Annotated in this window: 20 protein-coding genes and 1 pseudogene; 9 read left to right on the top strand and 12 right to left on the bottom strand. The window is 68.0% G+C overall.

Translation table 11 applies throughout. The features are described 5' to 3' along the window. From ACUTR7_RS27055 to ACUTR7_RS27070, 4 genes and pseudogenes are all read left to right on the top strand, one after another. Positions 1-204 (top strand): annotated as a pseudogene (locus ACUTR7_RS27055) (acyclic terpene utilization AtuA family protein); the annotation flags it as partial. Next, the gene (locus ACUTR7_RS27060) at positions 201-572 is read left to right on the top strand and encodes an AtuA-related protein (RefSeq protein WP_016450609.1); all 372 of its coding nucleotides are present in this window, start codon (positions 201-203) and stop codon (positions 570-572) included. The pseudogene ACUTR7_RS27055 and the gene ACUTR7_RS27060, both read left to right, overlap by 4 nt. 48 nt (positions 573-620) lie before the next feature. Beyond that, a complete protein-coding gene (locus ACUTR7_RS27065; protein WP_071954026.1) occupies positions 621-1604 on the top strand; it encodes a Bug family tripartite tricarboxylate transporter substrate binding protein in 984 nt (327 codons plus the stop codon). Positions 1605-1712: 108 nt separating this feature from the next. After that, the gene (locus ACUTR7_RS27070) at positions 1713-3833 is read left to right on the top strand and encodes an alpha/beta hydrolase domain-containing protein (RefSeq protein WP_445610237.1); all 2121 of its coding nucleotides are present in this window, start codon (positions 1713-1715) and stop codon (positions 3831-3833) included. A gap of 20 nt (positions 3834-3853) precedes the next feature. On the opposite strand, the gene ACUTR7_RS27075 is transcribed toward ACUTR7_RS27070, so the two are convergent. From ACUTR7_RS27075 to apaG, 4 genes are all read right to left on the bottom strand, one after another. Then, entirely contained in the window at positions 3854-4978 is a 1125-nt protein-coding gene (locus ACUTR7_RS27075; RefSeq protein ID WP_013804717.1) for a YbdK family carboxylate-amine ligase, read from the bottom strand. Beyond that, positions 4968-6230: a cation:proton antiporter gene (locus tag ACUTR7_RS27080; RefSeq protein WP_043820084.1), complete on the bottom strand. Its 1263-nt coding sequence runs from the start codon at positions 6228-6230 to the stop codon at positions 4968-4970. Before ACUTR7_RS27080 ends, ACUTR7_RS27075 begins: the two co-directional genes overlap by 11 nt. Positions 6231-6428: 198 nt before the next feature. After that, entirely contained in the window at positions 6429-8396 is a 1968-nt protein-coding gene (locus ACUTR7_RS27085) for a site-specific recombinase (protein ID WP_012202652.1), read from the bottom strand. Between the two features lie 52 nt (positions 8397-8448). Beyond that, positions 8449-8856, bottom strand: a complete 408-nt coding sequence (apaG, locus tag ACUTR7_RS27090; protein WP_445610238.1) for a Co2+/Mg2+ efflux protein ApaG — start codon at positions 8854-8856, stop codon at positions 8449-8451. A gap of 116 nt (positions 8857-8972) precedes the next feature. Between apaG and rpe the strand changes: the two genes are divergently transcribed. Then, positions 8973-9656, top strand: coding sequence for a ribulose-phosphate 3-epimerase (gene rpe / locus ACUTR7_RS27095; protein WP_016450603.1), 684 nt, complete (start codon positions 8973-8975; stop codon positions 9654-9656). Between the two features lie 68 nt (positions 9657-9724). On the opposite strand, the gene ACUTR7_RS27100 is transcribed toward rpe, so the two are convergent. Further along, positions 9725-10012 carry a CzcE family metal-binding protein gene (locus ACUTR7_RS27100; RefSeq protein WP_224986389.1) on the bottom strand — a complete coding sequence of 96 codons (288 nt, stop codon included), beginning with the start codon at positions 10010-10012 and terminating at the stop codon, positions 9725-9727. 198 nt (positions 10013-10210) lie between these two features. Further along, on the bottom strand, positions 10211-11257 hold the full coding sequence (locus ACUTR7_RS27105; protein WP_445610239.1) for a porin: 1047 nt from the start codon (positions 11255-11257) through the stop codon (positions 10211-10213). A gap of 29 nt (positions 11258-11286) precedes the next feature. Here ACUTR7_RS27105 and ACUTR7_RS27110 point away from each other — a divergent pair, with 29 nt between their 5' ends. The 3 genes from ACUTR7_RS27110 to ACUTR7_RS27120 all read left to right on the top strand — a co-directional run bounded on the left by ACUTR7_RS27110 (position 11287) and on the right by ACUTR7_RS27120 (position 13885). Continuing rightward, entirely contained in the window at positions 11287-11580 is a 294-nt protein-coding gene (locus ACUTR7_RS27110; RefSeq protein WP_445610240.1) for a hypothetical protein, read from the top strand. Between the two features lie 412 nt (positions 11581-11992). Continuing rightward, positions 11993-13159, top strand: a complete 1167-nt coding sequence (locus ACUTR7_RS27115; protein WP_445610241.1) for a hypothetical protein — start codon at positions 11993-11995, stop codon at positions 13157-13159. A 33-nt stretch (positions 13160-13192) separates the two neighbouring features. Continuing rightward, positions 13193-13885: a winged helix-turn-helix domain-containing protein gene (locus ACUTR7_RS27120; RefSeq protein WP_088165713.1), complete on the top strand. Its 693-nt coding sequence runs from the start codon at positions 13193-13195 to the stop codon at positions 13883-13885. 52 nt (positions 13886-13937) lie between these two features. Here the strand turns inward: ACUTR7_RS27120 and ACUTR7_RS27125 are convergent, their stop codons facing one another. From ACUTR7_RS27125 to ACUTR7_RS27150, 6 genes are all read right to left on the bottom strand, one after another. After that, positions 13938-14945, bottom strand: coding sequence for a transketolase family protein (locus ACUTR7_RS27125; RefSeq protein ID WP_445610242.1), 1008 nt, complete (start codon positions 14943-14945; stop codon positions 13938-13940). Continuing rightward, entirely contained in the window at positions 14942-15805 is an 864-nt protein-coding gene (locus tag ACUTR7_RS27130; protein WP_445610243.1) for a transketolase, read from the bottom strand. The genes ACUTR7_RS27125 and ACUTR7_RS27130 overlap by 4 nt, the downstream gene beginning before the upstream one ends. Before the next feature lie 33 nt (positions 15806-15838). After that, positions 15839-17098: a TRAP transporter large permease gene (locus tag ACUTR7_RS27135; protein WP_445610244.1), complete on the bottom strand. Its 1260-nt coding sequence runs from the start codon at positions 17096-17098 to the stop codon at positions 15839-15841. Between the two features lie 13 nt (positions 17099-17111). Then, positions 17112-17666 carry a TRAP transporter small permease gene (locus ACUTR7_RS27140; RefSeq protein ID WP_445610245.1) on the bottom strand — a complete coding sequence of 185 codons (555 nt, stop codon included), beginning with the start codon at positions 17664-17666 and terminating at the stop codon, positions 17112-17114. A 17-nt stretch (positions 17667-17683) separates the two neighbouring features. Continuing rightward, complete coding sequence (locus ACUTR7_RS27145; RefSeq protein WP_445610246.1) at positions 17684-18685, bottom strand: TRAP transporter substrate-binding protein; 1002 nt, start codon at positions 18683-18685, stop codon at positions 17684-17686. Between the two features lie 70 nt (positions 18686-18755). Next, the gene (locus tag ACUTR7_RS27150) at positions 18756-19505 is read right to left on the bottom strand and encodes an SDR family NAD(P)-dependent oxidoreductase (protein ID WP_013804706.1); all 750 of its coding nucleotides are present in this window, start codon (positions 19503-19505) and stop codon (positions 18756-18758) included. A gap of 182 nt (positions 19506-19687) precedes the next feature. Here ACUTR7_RS27150 and ACUTR7_RS27155 point away from each other — a divergent pair, with 182 nt between their 5' ends. Beyond that, positions 19688-20602, top strand: a complete 915-nt coding sequence (locus ACUTR7_RS27155; protein ID WP_034389598.1) for a LysR substrate-binding domain-containing protein — start codon at positions 19688-19690, stop codon at positions 20600-20602. Positions 20603-20713: the final 111 nt, after the last annotated feature.

The following is a 20713-nucleotide window of genomic DNA, read 5'->3' on the forward strand; positions in this document are numbered from 1 at the left end:
CTGCCGCGCGAGGTCAACGCGCTGTACACCTGCGGGCCGGCCGGCGGCGGCGGCGTGCGCACGGCGCTGCGCGCGCGGCTGGGCACGGTGTCCTGCCTGCTGGCGCAGCAGAGCGTCGCCACCGGGTGGAAGTGGGCCGAGGAAGAGATCGACAAAGGGGTCGAGAAAGAGGCCGGGAAAGAAGCCGGGGAGCACGCCGCATGAACACACTGCAGACCACGATGCCCGTCACCGTGCCGTTGTACCGCCTGGCGCACGGGCGCACGGGGGACAAGGGCAACCGCTCCAACATCAGCCTCATCGCCTGGAATGCCGCCTGCTGGCCCGTGCTGGTGGAGCAGATCACCGAAGAGCGCGTGGCCGCGCACTTCGCCGCCCGGCGCCCGGCGCGCGTGCAGCGCTTCGTGCTGCAGCGCCTGCAGGCCATGAACTGGGTGCTGGACGCGGTGCTGGACGGCGGCGTCAACGACGCGCTCAACCTCGACAGCCACGGCAAGGCGCTGTCGTACTGGCTGCTGCAGATGCAGGTCCACATACCGGCCTCGCTGCTGCCCCACCTGGCGCCGGAGTAGCCGGCAGCACCCGCCCGTCACACATTCATCACAACAAAGGAGACAGACATGAACTTTTCGCAGAACCTTCCCCGCCGCCATGTGCTCGCGCTGGCCGCCTGCGCGCTGGCAGCCGCCGCAGCACCGGCCCTGGCCCAGGACTATCCGTCCAAGCCCATCACCTTCGTCGTGCCGTTTGCGGCCGGCAGCGCCACCGACCAGCTGGCACGGGCGCTGGGCCAGGCCGTGACCACGGCGACCAAGCAGGCCGTGGTGGTCGAGAACAAGGGCGGCGCCAGCGGCATGATCGCGGCCCAGCAGGTGGCGCGCTCGGCGGCCGATGGCTACACGGTGCTGATCACCACCAACACCACGCATGCGGCCAACCAGCATCTGTACAAGAAGCTGCCCTATGACGCGGTCAAGGACTTCGCGCCCGTGGCCGGGCTGGGCAAGGGCGGCCAGGTGCTGGTGGTGCGCGCCGATGCGCCGTACAAGAACGTGGGCGACCTGCTGGCGGCGGCGAAGAAGCAGCCGGGCAAGCTGTCGTTCGGCAGCGGCAGCTCCTCCAGCCGCGTGGCCGGTGAAATGCTCAAGCAGCTGGCCGGCGTGGACCTGATGCACGTGCCCTACAAGAGCAATCCGTTGGCCATCACCGACCTGCTGGGCGGCCAGATCGACCTGATGATCACCGACACCTCCACTGGCGTGCCCCAGGTCAAGTCGGGCAAGCTGCGCGCCCTGGGCTACTCCACCACCAAACGCAGCCCGCAGCTGCCCGAGGTGCCCACGCTGGAGGAAGCCGGCGTCAAGGGCTATGACATGGGCTACTGGTTCGCGGCCTACGCGCCCGCTGGCACGCCCGAGGCCGTGGTGGCCCGTCTGAATCGCCTGCTGTCCGACGCCGTGCACAGCGCGGGCGCCAAGTCCTTCTTCGAGATGTCCGGCTCCGAGGGCTGGACCGCCACGCCCCAGGAGCTGGCCGCCTTCCAGGCGGGCGAGACCCAGAAGTGGGGCCAGGTGATCAAGGCCGCCGGCATCCAGCCCGAGTAGGCCGCTTCACGCTCTCCCGTTCCCTTTCTTTCCGAACCGTCCTAGGCCGCCGCAATGCACGGTGGCCAGGGCGGAGCCTTGCCTGTGCCATGACCCCAAGGAGACAACATGCACATCAGATCCACCCATCCACTGGCCCTTGCCCTGGCCGCATCCGGCCTGCTGACCGCCTGCGGCGGCAGTGACTCGCCCGCCCGTTCGCCGGCGCCGCGCATGCAGCTGAGCATCAGCGCCACCGAGGACTTTGCCGGCAGCTACGGCAGTGTCGGCGCCTACGAGAAAGTGACCGGCGTGCTGCGCGGCGAGCTGGACCCGGCCGATCCGAAGAACGCCGTGATCCAGGACCTGGCGCTGGCGCCCGTCAATGCGCGCGGTATGGTCGAGTACAGCACCGACTTCGTCATGCTCAAGCCCAAGGACATGTCCAAGGCCAGCGGCGTGCTGCGCTATGACGCGCCCAACCGCGGCAACATCCTGACCATGCCCAACCCCACGGCCACGCCCGGCGATGCGGTCTACCTGGAGCGCGGCTATGTGCTGCTGTACTCGGCCTGGCAGGGCGACGTGCCCAAGTCCACGCCCGCGCGCCTGACGGTCACCGTGCCCGTGGCCCGCAACAAGGACGGCAGCAGCATCACGGGCAGCTACCGCACCGAGCTGGTCCCGGCCGCCGCCGTGCCCTCCATGACCCTGCCCGGCGGCGTGTTCAACGGGACCATGATCCCCTACGAGCCCGCCAGCCTGGACAACACCCAGGCCGGCTACTCGCTCACGCGCCGCATCAACGAAACCGATGCGCGCCAGACCGTGCCTGCGGGCGACTGGAAGTTCGCCAGCTGCGATGCCGCCGCCAATCCCTTCCCCGGCACGCCTGCGGCCACCAGCGTCTGCCTGAAGGGCGGGTTCGACCCGCAGTACCTCTACGAGCTGGTCTACGTGGCCAAGGACCCTAAGGTCATGGGCGTGGGCCTGGCCGCGCTGCGCGACACGGTGAGCTTCTTCCGCGCCAAGGCGGCCGACGCCGACGGCAAGCCCAACCCGCTGGCCGGGCGCATCACGCACACCATCGGCCAGGGCACCTCGCAGTCGGGCAATGCCATGAAGACCTTCCTGCACCTGGGCTTCAACCAGGCGCTCGATGGCGGCAAGGTCTTCGACGGCATGTATGCCCATGTGGCCGCGCGCCAGACCAACATCAACACGCGCTTCGCCGTGCCCGGCGGCGGGGGCGGCCTGCGCACCGACCACACGGCCTTCGGACAGACTGCGCCGCGCGGCCTGGACAAGGACTACAGCGACGAGGTCAGCGGCCGCCAGGGCGGTGTGATGAAGCGCTGCGAAGCCAGCAATACCTGCCCCAAGTTCTTCCTGGGCCTGTCGGGCACGGAGTTCTGGCAGCTGCAGGGCTCGCCCGTGCTGACCGATGCCAACGGCCTGCGCGACATCGCCCAGCCCGCCAATGCGCGCATCTACTACTACGCCAGTACCCAGCACGGCGGCGCAGGCGGCACGGCCAGCATCGGCTATGCGCCCACGCGCAATGTCTATCCGGCCGGCACCGTGGTGCACTTCAACGACACGTTCCGCGCGCTGTTCATCGCGCTGGAGGACTGGGTGGTGCGCGGCACCGAGCCGCCAGCCAGCCAGGTGCCCAAGCTGGCCGACGGCACCCTGGTGCGGCCCGACAAGCTGGTCTTTCCCGCCATGAAGGGCCTGAGCTGGAGCGTGGGCGGCGTGCAGACCGCCATCCCCGAGTTCCGCTACCTGGCGCGCCACAACGGCTTTGCGCTGCTCGACTTCGGCCCGCAGTACGTGCCGCAGGACGAAAGCGGCATCGCCACGCTGCAGCCGCCGCGCGCCACGGGCAAGGACTACGCCATCCTCGTGCCCCAGGTCGATGCGGCCACCGGCCTCACGCGCGCAGGCATCCGCAGCGTGGAGGCGCGGGCACCGCTGGGCACCAGCATGGAGTTCAACTACGTGGCCACGCCGGGCATCGTGGACCTGTCCAACCTCACGGGCAGCTTCATCCCCTTCCACAAGACGCGCGCGGCGCGGCTGGCGGCCGGTGACGGGCGGCCTTCACTGGAGGAGCTGTATGTCGACCAGGCCGGCTACGTGAGCGCTGTCACGGCCGCGGCCCAGGACCTGGTGCGCCAGCGCCTGCTGCTGCAGCGCGACGCCGACGCGCAGATCACCGCCGCGCGTGCGGCGGCGGTGCTGCCTTGAGCCTGCGCTGAACGCAGGCCTCAGACTGCCTGGCCGCGAAAGCGCATGGCCGCCTGGCGCGAGACCTCGGCCAGCAGCTGCTCGCTGCGCTGGCGTTCGCGCAGCCAGCGGGCATCGTTGCTGCCGGCGGCCACGTCGCTGCGCAGCAGGTGCAGGGCGGGCGCGGCGCCATGGCGGGCCGCGTAGTCGGCCACGGCATCCATGGTCTTGAGGATGTGGTCGGCCAGCGGCATGTGCTCGCCCGTGGCCGGGTCCACGTACACGGCTTCCAGGCCGAAGCGGCAGGCCTGGAAGCGGTTGTAGGTGTAGACCAGGTAGTCGTCTTCCACGGGCGTGAAGGGCTGGGTGTCCATGAACCAGGCAGCCAGCGCCTGCACGTAGCCGGACAGGGCGGCTGCGCGCTCGATGGTCAGCGGCGTGTCGAACACGCGGATCTCGATGGTGCCGAACTCGGGCTTGGGCCGGATGTCCCAGTAGAAGTCCTTCATGCTCTTGACCACGCCCGTGCGCGTCATCTTGTCGAAGTACTGCTCGAACTCGCTCCAGTGCAGCACGCAGGGCGCGCGGCCCGACAGCGGAAAGGCGAACACCGAGTTCAGCCGCGCCGAGTCGAAGGCCGTGTCGTGGCCCTGCACATAGGGGCTGGAGGCAGACAGCGCAATGAAGTGCGGGATGTAGCGCGACATGCGGTGCAGCATCAGCAGGGCCGCGTCGGCGTCGGGGCAGCCGATGTGCACGTGCTGGCCGAAGATGGTGAACTGCTTGGACAGGTAGCCGTACAGCTGCGACAGCTCCTGGAAGCGCGGCTTGTCGTAGATGCGTCGCTCATGCCACTGCTGGAAGGGGTGGGTGCCGCCGCCCACCACGGCGATGTTGAGCTTGTCGGCGCTTTTGACCAGCGCATCGCGGATCTGGCTGAGCTGGCCCAGCACCTCCGAGGCCGAATGGCAGACGCTGGTGGAGATCTCGATCATGCTGTTCGTCATCTCGGGCACCACGCTGCCGGGCAGCGGGTTCTTGAGCATGAGGCGCAGCATGTCCTCGGCGTAGGGGGCCAGGTCGTAGTCGTGGGTGTTGACCAGCTGCAGTTCCAGCTCCACGCCCAGGGTCAGCGGTTCGGACGAGTTGAAGGCTTCAAGACTCACGTTCATCTCCTGCGGTATTCGTGCGGCTCAGCGGCTTCCAGGGACGGGAGCTTTCGCCGGAGCGGTAGATGGCCACGGTGGCCAGGGCGGCGCCCAGCACCTCCATCACCAAAATGGTGGGCAGGGCCACGCCTGCGATCTGCGCGCCCAGCTCGGGCGCGGCGGCCACGAACTGCGATGCAATCAGCAGCGCCACCGACGACATGGGCGCCATGGCGCAGCCCACCCAGAAGGCCTGGCGCCAGTTGGCGCCCGTGCCCACATTGCCCACGGCCACACCCATGGTCTTGGCGACCAGGCGTGCCAGGATCACGGCGCCCACCACGCCGGCCACCGGCGCGCTCCAGTCGGCCTGTGCGGCCACGGTGGAGACCAGCACGAACATCAGCATGGTCAGCAGCGAGGCCGCCGTGCCCAGCTGGCGGGGCCAGGCCCAGGGGCGCGGGTTGAACTGCTTGAGCAGGATGCCGCCCAGCAGCGCCGCCAGCGGCGCCGAGCCGCCCAGGTACGAGGCCACGGGCACGCTGGCCGAGATCAGGGTGAGAAAGAGGATGGAGGTGTTCTCGCTGGCCGGGCTCATGAAGCGCAGCGCCAGGCGCATCAGCACGGCCAGCACCAGGGCCACGGCCACCGAGACGCCCAGCACCACCAGCACCGGCATGATCGAGGCCACGAAGCCCGCCTTGGGCTGCGTCAGCATGCCCGCCTTGGCGCTGCCCAGGGCCAGCGCATACAGCGTGGACAGGGTGGCCAGCACCAGGCCGCGATCGGTCACGGCGCCTGCGGCACGCATGTCGGCCACCACGCGCGTCAGCACCAGGGGCGAGGCCGCCATGGCCACCAGGGCCAGCGGCCCGGCCACTTCGGGGGCCACGCCCAGCCAGCCCAGCACCAGGGAGACCAGCACATAGGTCAACGCGGATTCGGCCACGCTTTGCACCAGCACCATGGGGTTGTGGCGGAACCAGCGCAGCGTGATGCGCCCGCCGCATTCGAACAGCACGATGGCCACGCCCAGCTCCAGCAGGAACAATCCCGTGCCCTGCAGCGGCCAGGCGGTGTTGGCGCCAAAGCCGATCAGCCCGGCAATGCCGCCGACCAGCGAATATCCGACCACCTTGGGCAGGGCCGCATGGCGCTGGCAGGCGTAACCCACCATGGTGGCCACGGCCAGCAGCAGGGACCATTGCACCGTGGCCAACCCGGCCGATGGCCGCAGCCACGGTTCCCAGAAGCTCAGCATGTCATTCATAAGCGAGGTCCTTTGCGCGAGCCAGTGGCCCGCAAGCGAAGCTCCGCAGGGCCTTCCCTGCGGCGCGGGCAAGCCCGCGTCCCGTGCGCTTGGCACGGGGACACTTCGTTGGCGATCCACTGGCGTGACTGCCGGGCTGCAAGGCCGGGCGGGCACGCCAGCACGTGGGTTCCGCGTGGTTCCCGAGGTCCCGCAGGCTCAGGGGCGGAAGAAACTCAGCGGCGCTGTGCGCAGACGGCGGCGGATGGCCGAATAGATGCGCGAGCGGTCGACTCCGCTGACATTGTGTGCCCTCATCGCAACGCGGAATGCCAGATAAAAGCTGACAGTGACATTCAACGCGCCATTGACCGGCAGTAGGGCAACCGCCCACCAGAACATGTCGGAGTGCAGCACCTGCCAGCCCAGGGCCGCCATGGCGGCACCGATCTGGCCTGCCGACAGCGTGACGTGGCGCACCTCCAGCCCCAGGCCGAAGAAGGCCGCGAACGCGGGCACCAGGCCCAGCATCATGCCCAGCGAGACGTTGGCGGCAAAGCCCGAAATGTTCTTGCGCCAGAAATGCGCCCAGCGGTCGGCGCGCTTGGCGCCCAGCCAGCGCGTGATGCCGGGGTTGTAGCGGATCACCGAATCCAGCCGGCGCAGCACGAACCAGTTCTCCGCCCAGCCCGCGATCAGGCTGCTGGCGAACAGCAGCACGCCCGTGAAGGCCGCGAACAGCGGCGACATGCCCAGCAGGCTCAGCGAGTCGAGCACGGCAATCGCATGCGGCCCGTCGATGGGCGTGTGGCCGAACAGCTGGGCATAGCCCAGCGACAGCAGCAGCACCATGGGCAGCACCACCAGCACGTTGCCCAGCACGGCCGCCACCTGCGAGCGCACCAGGTGGGCGACCTCGTCCACGAACTCCTCGATGGCCTCGCTGGCGCGCAGGTCCTTGAGCTTGGCGGCCATGGCCGGTGCCGTCATGGCCGGCTGCTTGGTCGCCACCGTGAAGTGCAGCAGCTGAATCAGCACAAAGCTGATGGAGTAGTTGATGCCCGCCGCCAGCCCGCCCCAGAACGCCGACAGCCCCAGCGCGTAGAGCGCGAACTTCAGCAGCGTGGTGAAGGCCATCACGAAGCCGCCGCCGGCGGCCTTGGTTGCCATGGACAGGTATTCGCGGCCGGTGCGCGTGATGTAGTGCTCGCCCGTCTCGGCGCTGCGCTCGGCCACCTTGGCCGCCAGCAGCGAGGTGTTGGTGGACAGCAGCGCGCGCAGGCTGCGCCGCTCAATGCCCACGGACACCAGGTTGGCCAGCAGGTCGGCCGTCTCGGTGGCGCGGTTGTCGGCCACCAGGCAGTCCAGCAGCCGCCTGACACGCAGGATGCGCGCGCGCAGCTGGCGCAGGCGGAACACCAGGCCCACCGAAATCCCTTCGGACTCGAAATGGGTGTAGACCGATGTCACGGCCGCGCGGCAGGCATCCAGGCGCTCGCGCAGCCGGGCCTCGGCCGCATCGCGCCGGTCATTGGTGCGCAGCGCGTGCATCACCTCCACGCGCAGGCTCTCGGCGTCGTGGATCAGGGCGTGGAAGGGCTGGTCGTCGCGCGCCTGCTCGTCCATGCGCAGGCGCAGTTCGGGCGAAAAGCCCGTGGACAGGATCTGCCCCGTGCAATAGGTGATGGAGCCCAGCAGGCTGTTCTGCCAGAAGCTGCTGCCCTGGCCCTCGCTGCCGTCGGTCAGCAGCAGTGCGATGCGTTCGAGCAGCGGCGCCTCCAGCGCGTGCAGCCAGCGCGCGTCGAATTCGTCGGGCATGGCCAGCATGAACAGCTCGGAGGCATCCACCGTCTCCGGCGTGCTGGGCAGCAGCTTGTAGCGTGCGCGCTCGGACAGCTCGCTGAACATGTTGGTGCGCGGCGCAAAGCCGAAATCGGCCAGCAGCGCCGTGATGTCCACGGTGTCGATGAAGCGCAGCCACCAGGCATGCAGGCGCTGGCGCACGGCCGGATCGGCCTCCACGGCCTCCACCAGCAACTGCACGCGCTGCACCGCGCCGTCCACCGACGGCTTGGGCGCGCGCACCCACTCCAGCAGGTGGATCAGCCAGATATGGCGGTGCGCGAGGTCGGCCTCGGGGTCGAGTGCGGCCAGAAGGCCGGGCAGGTCTTGGGTGATTCGCTTCATGTAGGGGTCTTGCGGCAGGGCGGAAGACTAGCGCCTCCCCCGAGGAACGCGCTCAGTGCAGCACGCGGTTGTCAGGGTCTGGAAAGCTGTCGCCGCCAGCGCCCGACTGCAGATGAAAGCGCGGGATGGGGCACTCGAAGACTTCGCCCTCGTGGCTGATGCACAGATAGGTGCCCTGCATGCTGCCGTTGGGCGTGCGCAGCTGGCAGCCGCTGGTGTACTCGAAGGTCTCGCCGGGCTGCAGCAGCGGCTGGCGGCCGATCACCCCCAGGCCCTTGACCTCTTCGACATGGCCCAGCTCGTTGGTGATGATCCAGTGGCGCGCGATCAACTGGCCCGGCACCTGGCCGGTATTGGTCACGGTGATCGTGTAGGAGAAGGCGTACACGCCTGCCGCTGGAGCGGATTGCTCTGGCAAAAAGACGGGGCGGACCTGGACCTGGAACTCGTTCATGGGCATGGCGGCAATGGTAACTGCCCGCAATGTACCGGCTTGCGAACGTCCCCACGCGCCGCCGCCCATGGCTTTGTGCCGTCGCTGGTGCCGGCATGGGCTAGCTGCGACAATCGCAGGCCATGAGCCCCACCTACCGCATCGCCCCCTCCATCCTGTCTGCCGACTTCGCCCGTCTGGGTGACGAGGTCAAGAATGTGATCGCCTCCGGCGCCGACTGGATCCACTTCGACGTGATGGACAACCACTACGTGCCCAACCTCACGTTCGGTCCCATGATCTGCGAGGCCCTGAAGCCCCATGCGAAGACGCCCGACGGCCAGCCCGTGCCCGTCGACGTGCACCTGATGGTCACGCCCGTGGACGAACTGGCCACGGCCTTCGCCAAGGCCGGCGCCGACTACATCAGCTTCCACCCCGATGCCACGGCCCACGTGCACCGCAGCATCCAGAACATCCGTGCCCAGGGCGCCAAGCCGGGCCTGGTGTTCAACCCGGCCGCCTCGCTGGACGTGCTGGACTGGGTCATCGACGACATCGACCTCATCTTGCTGATGAGCGTGAACCCCGGCTTCGGCGGCCAGAGCTTCATCGACAGCACGCTGCGCAAGATCGAGGCCGCGCGCAAGCGCATCGAGGCCAGCGGCCGCGACATCCGCCTGGAGGTGGACGGCGGCATCAAGGAAACCAACATCCGCCGCGTGGCCGATGCCGGTGCCGACACCTTCGTGGCCGGCAGCGCCATCTTCGGCAAGCCTGACTACAAGGCCGTGATCGACGCCATGCGCGGCGCCCTGGCCGCCTGAGCTTCGGCCTGCCTCCAGCAAAAAAAGGGCCCGCGAATTGCGGGCCCTTTTCGTTGCCAACGGCGCTTTCAGCCGCCCAGCTCATGCTCTCCGGGCATGACGAAGATGCTCTTGCCCTGCGTGTCGAAACCGGGCGGCGCAAAGCGCGCCACCGGGACATGGTTGTGCTGGATGGAGCTGACCTTCCACGCGAATGTGCGGCCCTGGCTGGTGAAATTCACGGTTTCGCCGCAGGCGATATTGATGGGCGCTTTCTGCGATAGATCGACAGTACGGTAGACGCCCGCAGGCGCGGGCGATCCGTAATAGGATTTGCCGTTTGCAAAGCGTTCCGCATGGGCCGGCAATGCAGCCATGACGATTGCTGCGGTGCCCAATATGAATATGGATTTCATTGAATATGCCTCCGAAATAGGGCGGATACATGGGCGGATTCATGAAATCCGCCATGAACTGTATTCAGTCCATGGCGGAGACTGTAGAGTCATCGGCTTCTATATATACGGGCAGCCGGATGACATTTCAGCCATATTGCCGCAAATGCGTGGAAATCTTCAGAAACTGTGGCGCATGCCGAGTTCAGCGCCTGTGGAGCTGCCGCCCGCAGCCAATCCGGTGGTGCCGCCATTGAGGCTGAAATTGGCCCCGCCCTTGTTGGTCACGCGTGCAAGGGTTCCATACAGCGCCGTGCGCCGCGACAGGTTGTGCACATAGCCGATCGCATACCTGTTGGCATCGCTGCCACTGAAGGCCACCGGGCCACGGCGCGAATCGGTGCGCACATAGGAGGCGCGGATGTAGTTCGCCCCCACGGGCACGGTGAGGCCGACCTGCCAGCGGTCCTCGGAGCCCGCGATGCGGGTTCCATAGGTGCCATAGGGCAGGTCCTCGCGCTGGAAATACCCCATCAGCTTGGCAAAGCCGAAATCGTAGGAGGCGCCCGCGCCGTACTGCTTGAGCTTGGTGCCCGCAGCGTTCACATCGGTCGAGCCATAGGTGAGCGCCAGGTTCAGAGGGCCGTTGTCGTAGGTCAGGCGGCTGCCGAAATGGCGGCCGGCGCTGCTCACGGGGTCTTCGTCCAGGGCATACATCACTTCTGCCTGGAAACCGCTCCATTTGGGAGTGAAGTACTGGATGGCGTTGTCGCTGCGGTAGTAGTTCGAGAAGGTGCCGGGCAGGCGGCTGATGATGTTGGAGTTTGCCAGGCCGATCACGTTGAACGGGTCGAACTTGGTGGGATTTTGCGCGGCCGGCGTGAAATCGCGGCCCAGGCGCAGCTCGCCGAAGCCGCCCGCCAAGCTCACCGTGGAGCGGCGCTGGAAGAACTTGCCATTGGCGTTTGTCGTGCCGGTGTCGGCATAGAGGTCTGACTCCAGCCAGAACTCGGCCCTCAATCCGCCGCCCAGATCCTCGGTGCCGCGAAAGCCAAACCGGCCCGATGACAGCCCGCTGTTGTTCATGGTCATGTTGCTGGGCAGATCGCTGTTCTTCACGTAGCGCCCATTGACGTCAACGATGCCGAACAGGGTGATGGATGACTGCGCGCTGGCCGCCAGCGAAATGACGGGCAGTGCGGCCGCCAATATACGATTGAATTTCATGCCTGGTCCTTGTATTGAATGTGGATTCCATGCGCATCCATTTCCAAACGGATGCTGTTGTAAATACTAGAATTCACAGGCTGGCGCCAGGAGCCTTGAAAAGTAATCGACGGGGGGTGGCAAGCCAATCACAGGTTTTTTGGGATCAACATGTTCCGTCCGGCCAACACCAATGGATTGCAATTCCATTCATGGCAGTTATCTTTCTTCAATATGTCTTGAATGTCACTTTTCTGTTGGGTAGATGGATTCTGGAGATTGCTAGCATCCCGTGGGTTGAATCCGGTAAAGAAGAAAAAAATCAATTCGTATCGGGTTGTTGATACGGCTGTGAGCGGGTATCGCAAGATATGAGGGGGCAGAAAAATGCGGCGCGAGGATGTCAAGCTGAGGATGCTGGCCAGGCGAGGGGACACGGGCGCCAGGCTTCAGCTCGGGGAGGCGTATCTGACCGGGGGACCCGGCGTTTCCAGGAGCATCCCGGTGGGGTTGGAGTATCTGCAGGCCGCACTGCCTCAGGCCAGGCGCCAGGCCTCGGTCTGCATAGCCTTGCATCTGCCGCTAAGGGAGTTGCTGGAGCACGGGCTGCTGGAGACCCTGAGGATCGCGGCGGAGTATGAGGATGTCGGGCGCCAGAAGCTTGCCGCATGGCATCTCATCCGGGGGGAGCTTGATCTGGCTCTGGAGTGCCTTGGCAAGTGCAGCGCCGCCCTGCCAAGCCATCTGGCAAGCAGCGTGTCTGCGCACACATCCGGCGAGCTGCTGCAGGCGTTGCAGATCCTGCGCGCCATACAGCCGCTGGACGTTGCCGAAGTCATGGCCTGCGAGGCCCGCCAGGCCATGGCCAAGGGCCAGTCGCGCCGCGCCGTGCGGATGCTGGAGCTCCTGCGCGACCTGCCTCATGCCGCTCATGGCCCGGTCATGCAGCAGCTGATTGCCGACCTGGTCCACCAGGCGGAGGTGGCGGGCCATGGCCTGGGACGGTTGACCGTGGGCTGGATCGAAGCCAGCCTGGACCGGTGCGCCGCCAATGGCGACGTGCGCGCCTGCCACGTGCTTGGACGGGCGCTCTCGGGGCTGCCCTGTGCACACCTGGCTCCCGAAAACCTCGTGAATGCGCAGAACCTGCGCAAGGCCGCAGCCCTGCTGCTGCGCGCTGCCGATGGCGGCATCGTCACCGCCTGGCTGCACCTGTTCCGCATCTGCTCCGACTACCGCAGCTCGGTGGCCAATCCCACCCTGGCACGCTTTTGCCTGGAGAAGGCGGCACGTCACGGGCTGCCCGAGGCCGAGCGCCGTCTGGGCGCACTGGTGCTGCGTGATGCCACGCACATCGAACCCATGGAACAGGGTGTGGCCCTGCTCCATGCTGCAGCGGCCAAGGGGGACGTGCTGGCCGGGCTGCTGCTGCGTTCCTTGCTGCTGCCCGTGGGCGGTGACAACGAGGAGGAGGCCCTCGCGGCCATCGAGGCGGTACAGCCAGATGCCCCGCTGCTGGCCATGCGCCTGCGCCTGGCGCGCGTGTTCGGGCTCACCAAGCTGGAGGCGCTGTCGGTCAATCCCTCGACCGCCATGCGTCCCTGGGGGCTGGTGGTGGGCCACAACCCCCTGGTGGCCAAGGCCCGGCTGTGCGAGCCCCGTGCCGTGCCCGCGACCACGCCCGATGCCCAGCGCTGCCTGGAGCAGGCCGCGTCCATGTTCTCGGCACAGCAGGGGGAATCCCTGGCGCCGGAAGGCTCGCTGAGGGCCCGATCCCTGCAGATGCGGCGGCTGTTTCACCGCCTGCAGATCAGTGAAACGGTCTTTTTCGCCTCCGCCTCCTCCCGGCAGCGCGAGGCCATTCGCGTTGGCACGAAATGGGCCAGGCGGCAGCAGCAGATCCTCCGGCAGGTGCTGGCCTGAGCCTCGCCTGTGCCCGCGTGCGAAGGAAATGACATGAAGATCCTGATCGTGGATGCCCACCCGCCGTCGGCGCAGTACCTGTGCCAGGGCCTGTGCCAGGACGGATTCAACGTCGATGTCGTGCATGACGGTCTGCAGGGCCGCAACCTGGCACTGAGCCGCGCCTACAGCCTGCTCGTGCTGGATCTGGACCTGCCTGGCCAGAGCGGGCGTGCGGTCCTGCAGGACCTGCTCCAGGCGGGCGGCACGCCCACCATCGTGGTCACCGCAAACGACAGTCTGGAGGACCAGGTGTTCTGCCTGCAGAACGGCGCCGATGACTACCTGGTCAAACCCGTCAGGTTGCCGGTGTTCCTGGCCCGTGCACGGCTGCGGATGCGAGGCTCTGCCGGCCAGGAGGGCCTGCGCCTGACATTGGCGGACCTGGTGCTGGACCTGTCGAAAAAGCGGGTCGAGCGTGCCGGCCGGCGGCTGGACCTGACTCGCCAGGAATTCGCCGTGCTGTGGCTGCTGCTGCAGCGCCAGGGCGATGTGGTCACGCGCGCCGAACTGGTGCAGCAGGTCTGGAGCCTGCCCGTCGATGCCCTGAACAACGTGGTGGATGTGGCGGTGTGCAGGCTGCGCAGCAAGCTCGATGATCCCTATGCGGTCAAGCTGCTGCACACGGTGCGCGGCATGGGCTATTTGCTGGCGTTGCGCGACGGGGATCCGGCCAAGCAGCCCTGATCTGCACTGCCCTGCTCTGCCCTGGAGCGCCCGCCGCCACAACGCAGGGCGTTCAGCCCAGCCATTGGCGGATGCGCCCCGCCAGCGCGTGGGCGCTGATGCCGTAGCGCTCATGCAGCGTGGGAAGGGCACCCGCGTCGAGGAAGGCGTCCGGCAGGCCCGCCAGCCGAAAGCGCGCGGGCCGCACATCGCGCTCCAGCAGGGCGCCGGCCACGGCCTCGCCCAGGCCGCCCACCACCGAATGGTTCTCCGCCACCACCACCAGGCGCGGCCCGCTGGCCACGGCCTGCACGATGGCCTGCACATCCAGCGGCTTGATGGTGGCGCAGTGCAGCACGGCCGCGCCCACGTTGTCCGTGGCCAGCAGCTGGGCGGCCTCCAGCGCGCGCATGGTCATGAAGCCGCTGGAGATGATGAGCACCTCGCGGCCCTCGCGCAGCATCTTCGCCTTGCCCAGCTCGAAACGGTAGTCGTACTCGTCCAGCACCAGCGGCACGTTGCCGCGCAGCAGTCGCATGTAGACGGGGCCGCGGTGCGCCGCGATCTGGGGCACGGCCTGGGTGATGTCCAGCGCATCGCAGGGATCGACGATGGTCAGCCCCGGCACGGCCCGCATCATGGCCAGATCGTCCGTGGCCTGGTGGCTGGGGCCGTAGCCCGTGGTCAGGCCGGGCAGGGCGCAGCAGATCTTGACGTCCAGGTTCTCCTCGGCAATCACCTGGTGGATGAAGTCATAGGCCCGCCGCGTGCCGAAGACGGCATAGGTGGTGGCAAAGGGCGTCAGCCCCTCCTTGGCCATGCCGCCGGCGGCGGCCATGAGCAACTGCTCGGCCATGCCCATCTGGAAGAAGCGCTCGGGGTGGGCCTGGGCAAACAGGTGCAGGTCGGTGTACTTGGCCAGGTCGGCCGTCATGCCCACCACATCGGGCCGGCTGGCGGCCAGCTCCACCAGGGCCTTGCCGAAGGGCGCGGCCTGCACGCGCTGGCCCTCGGCGGCGATGGAGGCGATCATGGCCGAGGTGGTCGGCCGGGGCTTGGGGGCGGCAAGAGGCATGTTCATGGCAGGGCGGGCTCCAGGGGTTGCGATGCGTCCAGGATGGCGATGGCCTGCTGCCACTCGGGCGGATCGACGCGGATGAAATGGTTCTTCTCGCGCTGCTCCAGGAAGGGCACGCCCTTGCCCATCAGCGTGTCGCAGAGGATGACGCGGGGCCGGTCCTCGGCCAGCGCCCGTGCCGCGTCGAAGGCCTGGACGACCTGGGTCAGATCGTTGCCGTCCACGCGCTGCACATGCCAGCCGAAGGCGGCCCATTTGTCGGCCAGCGGCTCGAAGCCCAGCATGCGCGTGGAGGGGCCGTCGGCCTGCTGGTTGTTCACGTCCACCAGGCAGATCAGCCGGCCCAGCCCGTGGTGGGCGGCGGACAGCGCGGCCTCCCAGGTCGAGCCCTCGTCCAGCTCGCCGTCGGACATGGAGTTGTAGACAAAGGCATCGCTGCCCTTGTGGCGCAGCGCCAGCGCCATGCCCACGGCGATCGGCAGGCCCTGGCCCAGCGAGCCGCCCGAAATCTCCATGCCCGGCGTATAGCTGGCCATGCCCGACATGGGCAGGCGGCTGTCATCGCTGCCATAGGTCTGGAGTTCCTCGTCGGACAGGATGCCCGCCTCGGCCAGGGCCGCGTAGAAGGCGATGGCGTAGTGGCCGTGCGAGAGCAGGAAGCGGTCGCGGCCCTCCCACCCGGGCTCATCGGGCCGCAGCCGCAGCGCGTCGCCATAGGCCACGGCCAGCACATCGGCCCAGCCCAGGGCCTGGCCTATGTAGCCCTGGCCCTGCACCTCGCCCATTTGCAGGGCGCGGCGGCGTATGCGCCAGGCACAGGCCGCGAGCCGGTCCAGGCGCTGTTGCAGTGGTTCTTGGTTCATGCATCGTCTCCTCGGGATGGAAGGGCGCGCGGCTCAGCGCAGGATGCTGGCCGGCACATAGGACACCAGCGCCAGCACCGCCAGCGCCACCAGGTAGAAGGGAATCAGCTCGCGCACGGTCTGGCCCACCTTGACCCGGGCCAGCGAACTCGTGATGAACAGCGTCGTGCCCACGGGCGGCGTGTACAGCCCCAGGGCCAGGTTCACGACCATCATGATTCCCAGCTGGGTCATGTCCATGCCGATGCTCTGGGCCAGCGGCACGAACACCGGCGTGAGCAGCAGCACGGCGGCCGGCAGGTCGATGAACATGCCGATGAAGAGCATCAGCAGGTTCATCAGCACGATCACCAGCCAGGCCGAATGCACATGCGACTGCACCCACTGCACGATGCCGTCGGGCATGCGGTCGAAGGTCAGCAGCCAGCCGATGGCCGACGAGGCCATGATCACCAGCAGCACCACGCCCGTGGCCAGGCCCGCATGCACCACCGCATCGTTGAGGCGGCGCCAGCCCAGGTCGCGGTAGATGGCGGCCGACACCAGGCCCGCATACAGCGTGGACAGCACGGCCACCTCGGTGGGCGTGGCGATGCCGAAGCGCAGGAACACGATGATCAGCACCGGCAGCAGCAGGGCCGGGCTGGCGTACAGCAGGTGGCGCCGGAAGGCGGGCCAGGCAAAGGGCGTGGTGTCGCGCGGAAAGCCGCGCCTGCGGCCCACCCACCAGCACACGCCCATGAAGCCCACGCACATCAGCAGCCCCGGCACGATGCCCGCCACGAACAGCGCCGCAATCGAGGCATTGGCGCTGAGCGCGAACAGGATCATGGGAATCGACGGCGGGATCAGGATGTCGATGGTGGCCGCCGCCGCCAGCGTGGCCGCCGAGAACGCGGGCGGATAGCCCAGCCGCCTGTGCCACGGGATCATCAGCGAGCCGATGGCCGAGGCATCGGCCACGGCCGAGCCCGACACCCCGCCGAACAGCGTGGACGACATCACCCCCACCTGGGCCGGCCCGCCGTGAAAGCGCCCTATCAGCGCCGACAGCACGCCCACCAGGGCCTCGCCCAGGCGCCCGCCCATCATCAGCGAGCCGGTGAGCATGAAGAACGGGATGGCGATCAGCGGAAAGCTCTGCACCTGGGCCACCATCTGCTGCACCAGCAGGTCCAGCGGCACGCGGTCCGAGGTGGCCGCCGCCGCCATGGCGCCCATGAGCAGCGCGTGCGCAATGGGCATGGCGATCACGGCGCCCGCCATGAAGACGAAAAGCATGATGAAGGACATGGACCTGCCCCCTTCACCAGTGCACGGCGGCCACGGGCCGCGCGGGTTCGGCATCGGCACTTGGGGCATCGGCCGCATCTGCAGCCCCTGCGGATGCCCGGCCCCCGCCCGCCACGCAGGCGCGCCAGGCCGACTGCAGGGCCAGCAAGGCCAGCAGCGCCATGCCCACCATCACGCAGCCATAGGTCAGCGAGCCGGGAATGCCCAGGATCTGGCTGCGCTCGTCATGCACGATCTCCAGCATGTTCAGCGTGGACCAGGCCAGCGTGGCGTACAGGGCGGCCACGGCCAGCCAGCCCAGCACGGCCGTGGCGCGCTGCACGCGGGCCGGCAGGGCCTCGACCAGAAAGCTGGTGGTGATGTGGGCACCATGGGCGGCGGCCAGCACCACGCCCGACATCACCAGCCAGGGAAACAGCAGCTCGGGCACCTCGTTGGCCCATTGCAGGCTGGCGCCGCTGGCATAGCGCAGGGCGGTGTTGCACACCAGGATCACGAAGATCACCAGGGTGCTGGTCCACAGCACGGCGCGGCACAGGCCCGTGACCAGGCGTTCGACGATGTTCATGGATGGCTCCCTGCGCTTCACTGCGCGCCTGCGGCCTTGACGACCTTGGCGATATAGGGGCCCGCAGGGCTGGCCAGCCACTTGTCCTGCACCTTGGCCGTGGCCTGGGCGAAGGCCCGCGCGTCGATGGTGCTGACCTCCAAGCCCTTGGCGCGGATGTCGTCCAGCAGCTTGTCGTCGGCCTCGCGCGCCAGCTGGCGCTGGTAGGCCGTTGCCTCCTGCGCGGCCTCGGCCAGCAGCGTGCGGTCGGCGGCCGGCAGCCGGTCCCAGCTGCGCTTGCCCATGATCAGCGGCGTCATCTGGAACATGTGGCCCGTCAGCGTCAGGTGCTTTTGCACCTCGTACAGCTTGCTGGCGTGGAAGTTGGCCAGCGGGTTCTCCTGACCATCGACCACGCCCTGCTGCAGGGCCACGTACAGCTCGGCGAACTTGATCTGCTGGGCCTCGGCGCCCAGGGCCTGGACGATGTCCACCAGCACCGCGTCGGGCGGCGTGCGCATCTTCAGGCCCTTGAGATCGTCCACGCTGCGCAGGGGGCGCTTGCTGTTGGTCATGTGGCGTATGCCGTTGTCCCAGTAGCCCAGCACCACCATGCCCTTGGCGGCCGATTTGTCGGCCAGCTCCCGGCCCAGCGGCCCGTCCAGCACCTGAAAGGCACGGGCCGGCGTGGCGAAGAGAAACGGCATGCCATAGGCCGCGTACTCGGGCACGGCCGCTGCCACCGCGCCCTGGGAATTGGCCGACAGGTCCAGCGCGCCCGTGCGCAGGGCCGTCACCATGGCCGCGTCGTCGCCCAGCTGGGCCGAGGGCGCGACCTGCACCTCGATACGGCCCGCGCTGCGTGCCTTCACGAGTTCGGCGAATTTCAGCGAGGCCAGGTGGCGCGGATTGTCGGGGGCCGCGCCGTGGCCCAGCGTGAGCTTCACGGCCTGGGCGCCGGCCAGTGCCGGCAGCAGCAGGGCGCAGGCTGCCAAGGCCCTTGCGGCCAGGGCAGCGCGTTGGAAATGCTTGTTCTGCATGGTCTTGTCTCCTTTGCTTTTTGGGGGGCCATGCGCGCCATGGCCAGGCCGGTGGGTGCGGGTGATGCAGTCAGTGGATGAGCATCCCGCCGTTCACATCGAGCGTGATGCCCGTGCAATAGCCAGCCAGGTCGCTGGCCAGGAACACGCAGGCGCCGGCCACATCGTCGGCGCGGCCCAGGCGTGCCAGCGGAATCGTGGCGGAGATCTCGCGCTTGCGTTCGGGGCCGAGCTTGCCCTGGGTGATGTCCGTCTCGATCAGGCCAGGCGTGACGCAGTTGATGCGTATGCCATCGCCGCCGAACTCGCGCGCCATGGCGCGGGCCAGGCCCAGCACGCCGGCCTTGGCGGCCGAGTAGTGCGGACCGCCGAAGATGCCGCCGCCGCGCTGGGCCGAGACGGAAGAAATGCAGACGATGGCGCCCGCTTGCTGCCTGCGCATGGCCGGCAGCACGGCCTGGGACATGTACAGCGTGCCGCGCAGGCTCACGTCGAGCACGCGGTCGTAGTCGGCCCCGCCGATCTCCAGCGTGCCCACGGCCTGCGTGATGCCCGCGTTGTTGACCAGCGCGTCGATGCGCCCGAAGGCGCGCAGCACGGCGGCGGCCGCCGCCTCGCACGAGGGCTTGTCCGTCACGTCGGCCACCAGCCCCAGGTGCCCGTCGCCCAGGCGCGCGGCCGCGCCGGCCGGATCGGCCCGCTCCAGGTCGAGGATGGCCACGCGGGCCCCCTGGGCGGCCATCTGGCGCGCCGTGGCAAAACCGAGTCCGTTGATCCCTGCGCCGCCGGTGATGATGGCGACCCTGTCCTTGAGCAGCATGTGCCTGTCTCCGCTGTAGTGGTGGTGGATGCAGCCATCTTGGGCTGTCACGAGCATGAAGACAAACGATGTTTCATCAGCCTAAGATGACGGTTCTTCAGCTCACGTACGGGGTCTCCCGGGGTCTTCCGGTGTTCCCCGGTGACCGCTCGTGAGCTGCCCGCGTCCTCGAGGAACTTGCCATGGCGTCCATTCCCAGCAGTGCCCACCTGCAGGCCTTCGAGGCCGTGGCGCGCCGGCGCAGCTTCGCGCTGGCGGCCTCCGAGCTGCACCTGACGGCCTCGGCCGTCAGCCACCAGGTGGCCAAGCTGGAGGCGCAGCTGGGCGTGCGCCTGTTCGAGCGCAGCGCGCATGGCGTGCGCCTGAGCCGCCCGGGGCAGGCCTACCTGGAGCGCGTGGGCGGCGCGCTGGCGGCCATCGTCTCGGCCACCGAGGACCTGCGCCACAGCATGAGCAACAGCCTCTACGTGCACTGCGCGCCCAGCATCGCCAGCCTCTGGCTCATGCCCCGGCTGCGGGACTTTGCGCGGGCCTGCCCGCACATTGCGCTGAACCTGTCGGCTGCGCATTCGCACAGCGACTTCGCGCTGGGCCAGGCCGATATCGACATCCGCTACGGCATTGCGCAGTGGCCGGAGCTGGAGGTGGAGCCCCTGTTCGAGGAGCACATCCTGCCGCTGGCCAGCCCCGCCTTCGTGGCCGAGCATGGGCTGCAGCGCGTGCAGCAGTTGCTGCATGTGCCGCTGATCCAGAGCAACGTCAGCATCGTCCAGTGGTCGGACTGGTTCCAGTCGTTCTCGCAGCTGCGCGCGCCAGAGCGCTTTGCCGTGCGTTTCGACCGCGCCCAGATGTCGCTGGACGCGGCCACGCAGGGCCTGGGCGTGGCGCTGGAAAGCGCCATGAATGCGGGCGGCCACATTGCCGACGGCCGGCTGGTGGCCCCCTTCGGCGTGGACCGGGCCCTGCGCGTCAAGGCCCACTTTGCCGTCTACCCCGCGCGCAACGCCCGGCGGCCCGCCGTGGCGGCCTTCCTGGCCTGGCTGCATGCCGAGGCTGCCCGCACCGAGCAGCAGCCCTGCCGCCAGAGCCCGGACTGAGTTGGCCGCCAGCCCCGGAAAATGGCAGAACGGATATTCCTGCATCCATTGCGAAAAACCTGCGATGCAATTTCTCTATGAATGAGCCAGTGTGCGGCAAATGGTTTTATT

The organism is Delftia sp. NA_296.1, assembly GCF_052692095.1.

What these genes read in the sequence shown, in the direction of transcription:
- ACUTR7_RS27060 (WP_016450609.1), top strand. Translation starts at nt 201, where the DNA reads ATGAACACACTGCAGACCACGATGCCCGTCACCGTGCCGTTGTACCGC.
- ACUTR7_RS27065 (WP_071954026.1), top strand. Translation starts at nt 621, where the DNA reads ATGAACTTTTCGCAGAACCTTCCCCGCCGCCATGTGCTCGCGCTGGCC.
- ACUTR7_RS27070 (WP_445610237.1), top strand. Translation starts at nt 1,713, where the DNA reads ATGCACATCAGATCCACCCATCCACTGGCCCTTGCCCTGGCCGCATCC.
- ACUTR7_RS27080 (WP_043820084.1), bottom strand. Translation starts at nt 6,230, where the DNA reads ATGAATGACATGCTGAGCTTCTGGGAACCGTGGCTGCGGCCATCGGCC.
- ACUTR7_RS27085 (WP_012202652.1), bottom strand. Translation starts at nt 8,396, where the DNA reads ATGAAGCGAATCACCCAAGACCTGCCCGGCCTTCTGGCCGCACTCGAC.
- apaG (WP_445610238.1), bottom strand. Translation starts at nt 8,856, where the DNA reads ATGCCCATGAACGAGTTCCAGGTCCAGGTCCGCCCCGTCTTTTTGCCA.
- rpe (WP_016450603.1), top strand. Translation starts at nt 8,973, where the DNA reads ATGAGCCCCACCTACCGCATCGCCCCCTCCATCCTGTCTGCCGACTTC.
- ACUTR7_RS27100 (WP_224986389.1), bottom strand. Translation starts at nt 10,012, where the DNA reads ATGGCTGCATTGCCGGCCCATGCGGAACGCTTTGCAAACGGCAAATCC.
- ACUTR7_RS27105 (WP_445610239.1), bottom strand. Translation starts at nt 11,257, where the DNA reads ATGAAATTCAATCGTATATTGGCGGCCGCACTGCCCGTCATTTCGCTG.
- ACUTR7_RS27110 (WP_445610240.1), top strand. Translation starts at nt 11,287, where the DNA reads ATGCGCATCCATTTCCAAACGGATGCTGTTGTAAATACTAGAATTCAC.
- ACUTR7_RS27120 (WP_088165713.1), top strand. Translation starts at nt 13,193, where the DNA reads ATGAAGATCCTGATCGTGGATGCCCACCCGCCGTCGGCGCAGTACCTG.
- ACUTR7_RS27125 (WP_445610242.1), bottom strand. Translation starts at nt 14,945, where the DNA reads ATGAACATGCCTCTTGCCGCCCCCAAGCCCCGGCCGACCACCTCGGCC.
- ACUTR7_RS27130 (WP_445610243.1), bottom strand. Translation starts at nt 15,805, where the DNA reads ATGAACCAAGAACCACTGCAACAGCGCCTGGACCGGCTCGCGGCCTGT.
- ACUTR7_RS27135 (WP_445610244.1), bottom strand. Translation starts at nt 17,098, where the DNA reads ATGTCCTTCATCATGCTTTTCGTCTTCATGGCGGGCGCCGTGATCGCC.
- ACUTR7_RS27140 (WP_445610245.1), bottom strand. Translation starts at nt 17,666, where the DNA reads ATGAACATCGTCGAACGCCTGGTCACGGGCCTGTGCCGCGCCGTGCTG.
- ACUTR7_RS27145 (WP_445610246.1), bottom strand. Translation starts at nt 18,685, where the DNA reads ATGCAGAACAAGCATTTCCAACGCGCTGCCCTGGCCGCAAGGGCCTTG.
- ACUTR7_RS27150 (WP_013804706.1), bottom strand. Translation starts at nt 19,505, where the DNA reads ATGCTGCTCAAGGACAGGGTCGCCATCATCACCGGCGGCGCAGGGATC.
- ACUTR7_RS27155 (WP_034389598.1), top strand. Translation starts at nt 19,688, where the DNA reads ATGGCGTCCATTCCCAGCAGTGCCCACCTGCAGGCCTTCGAGGCCGTG.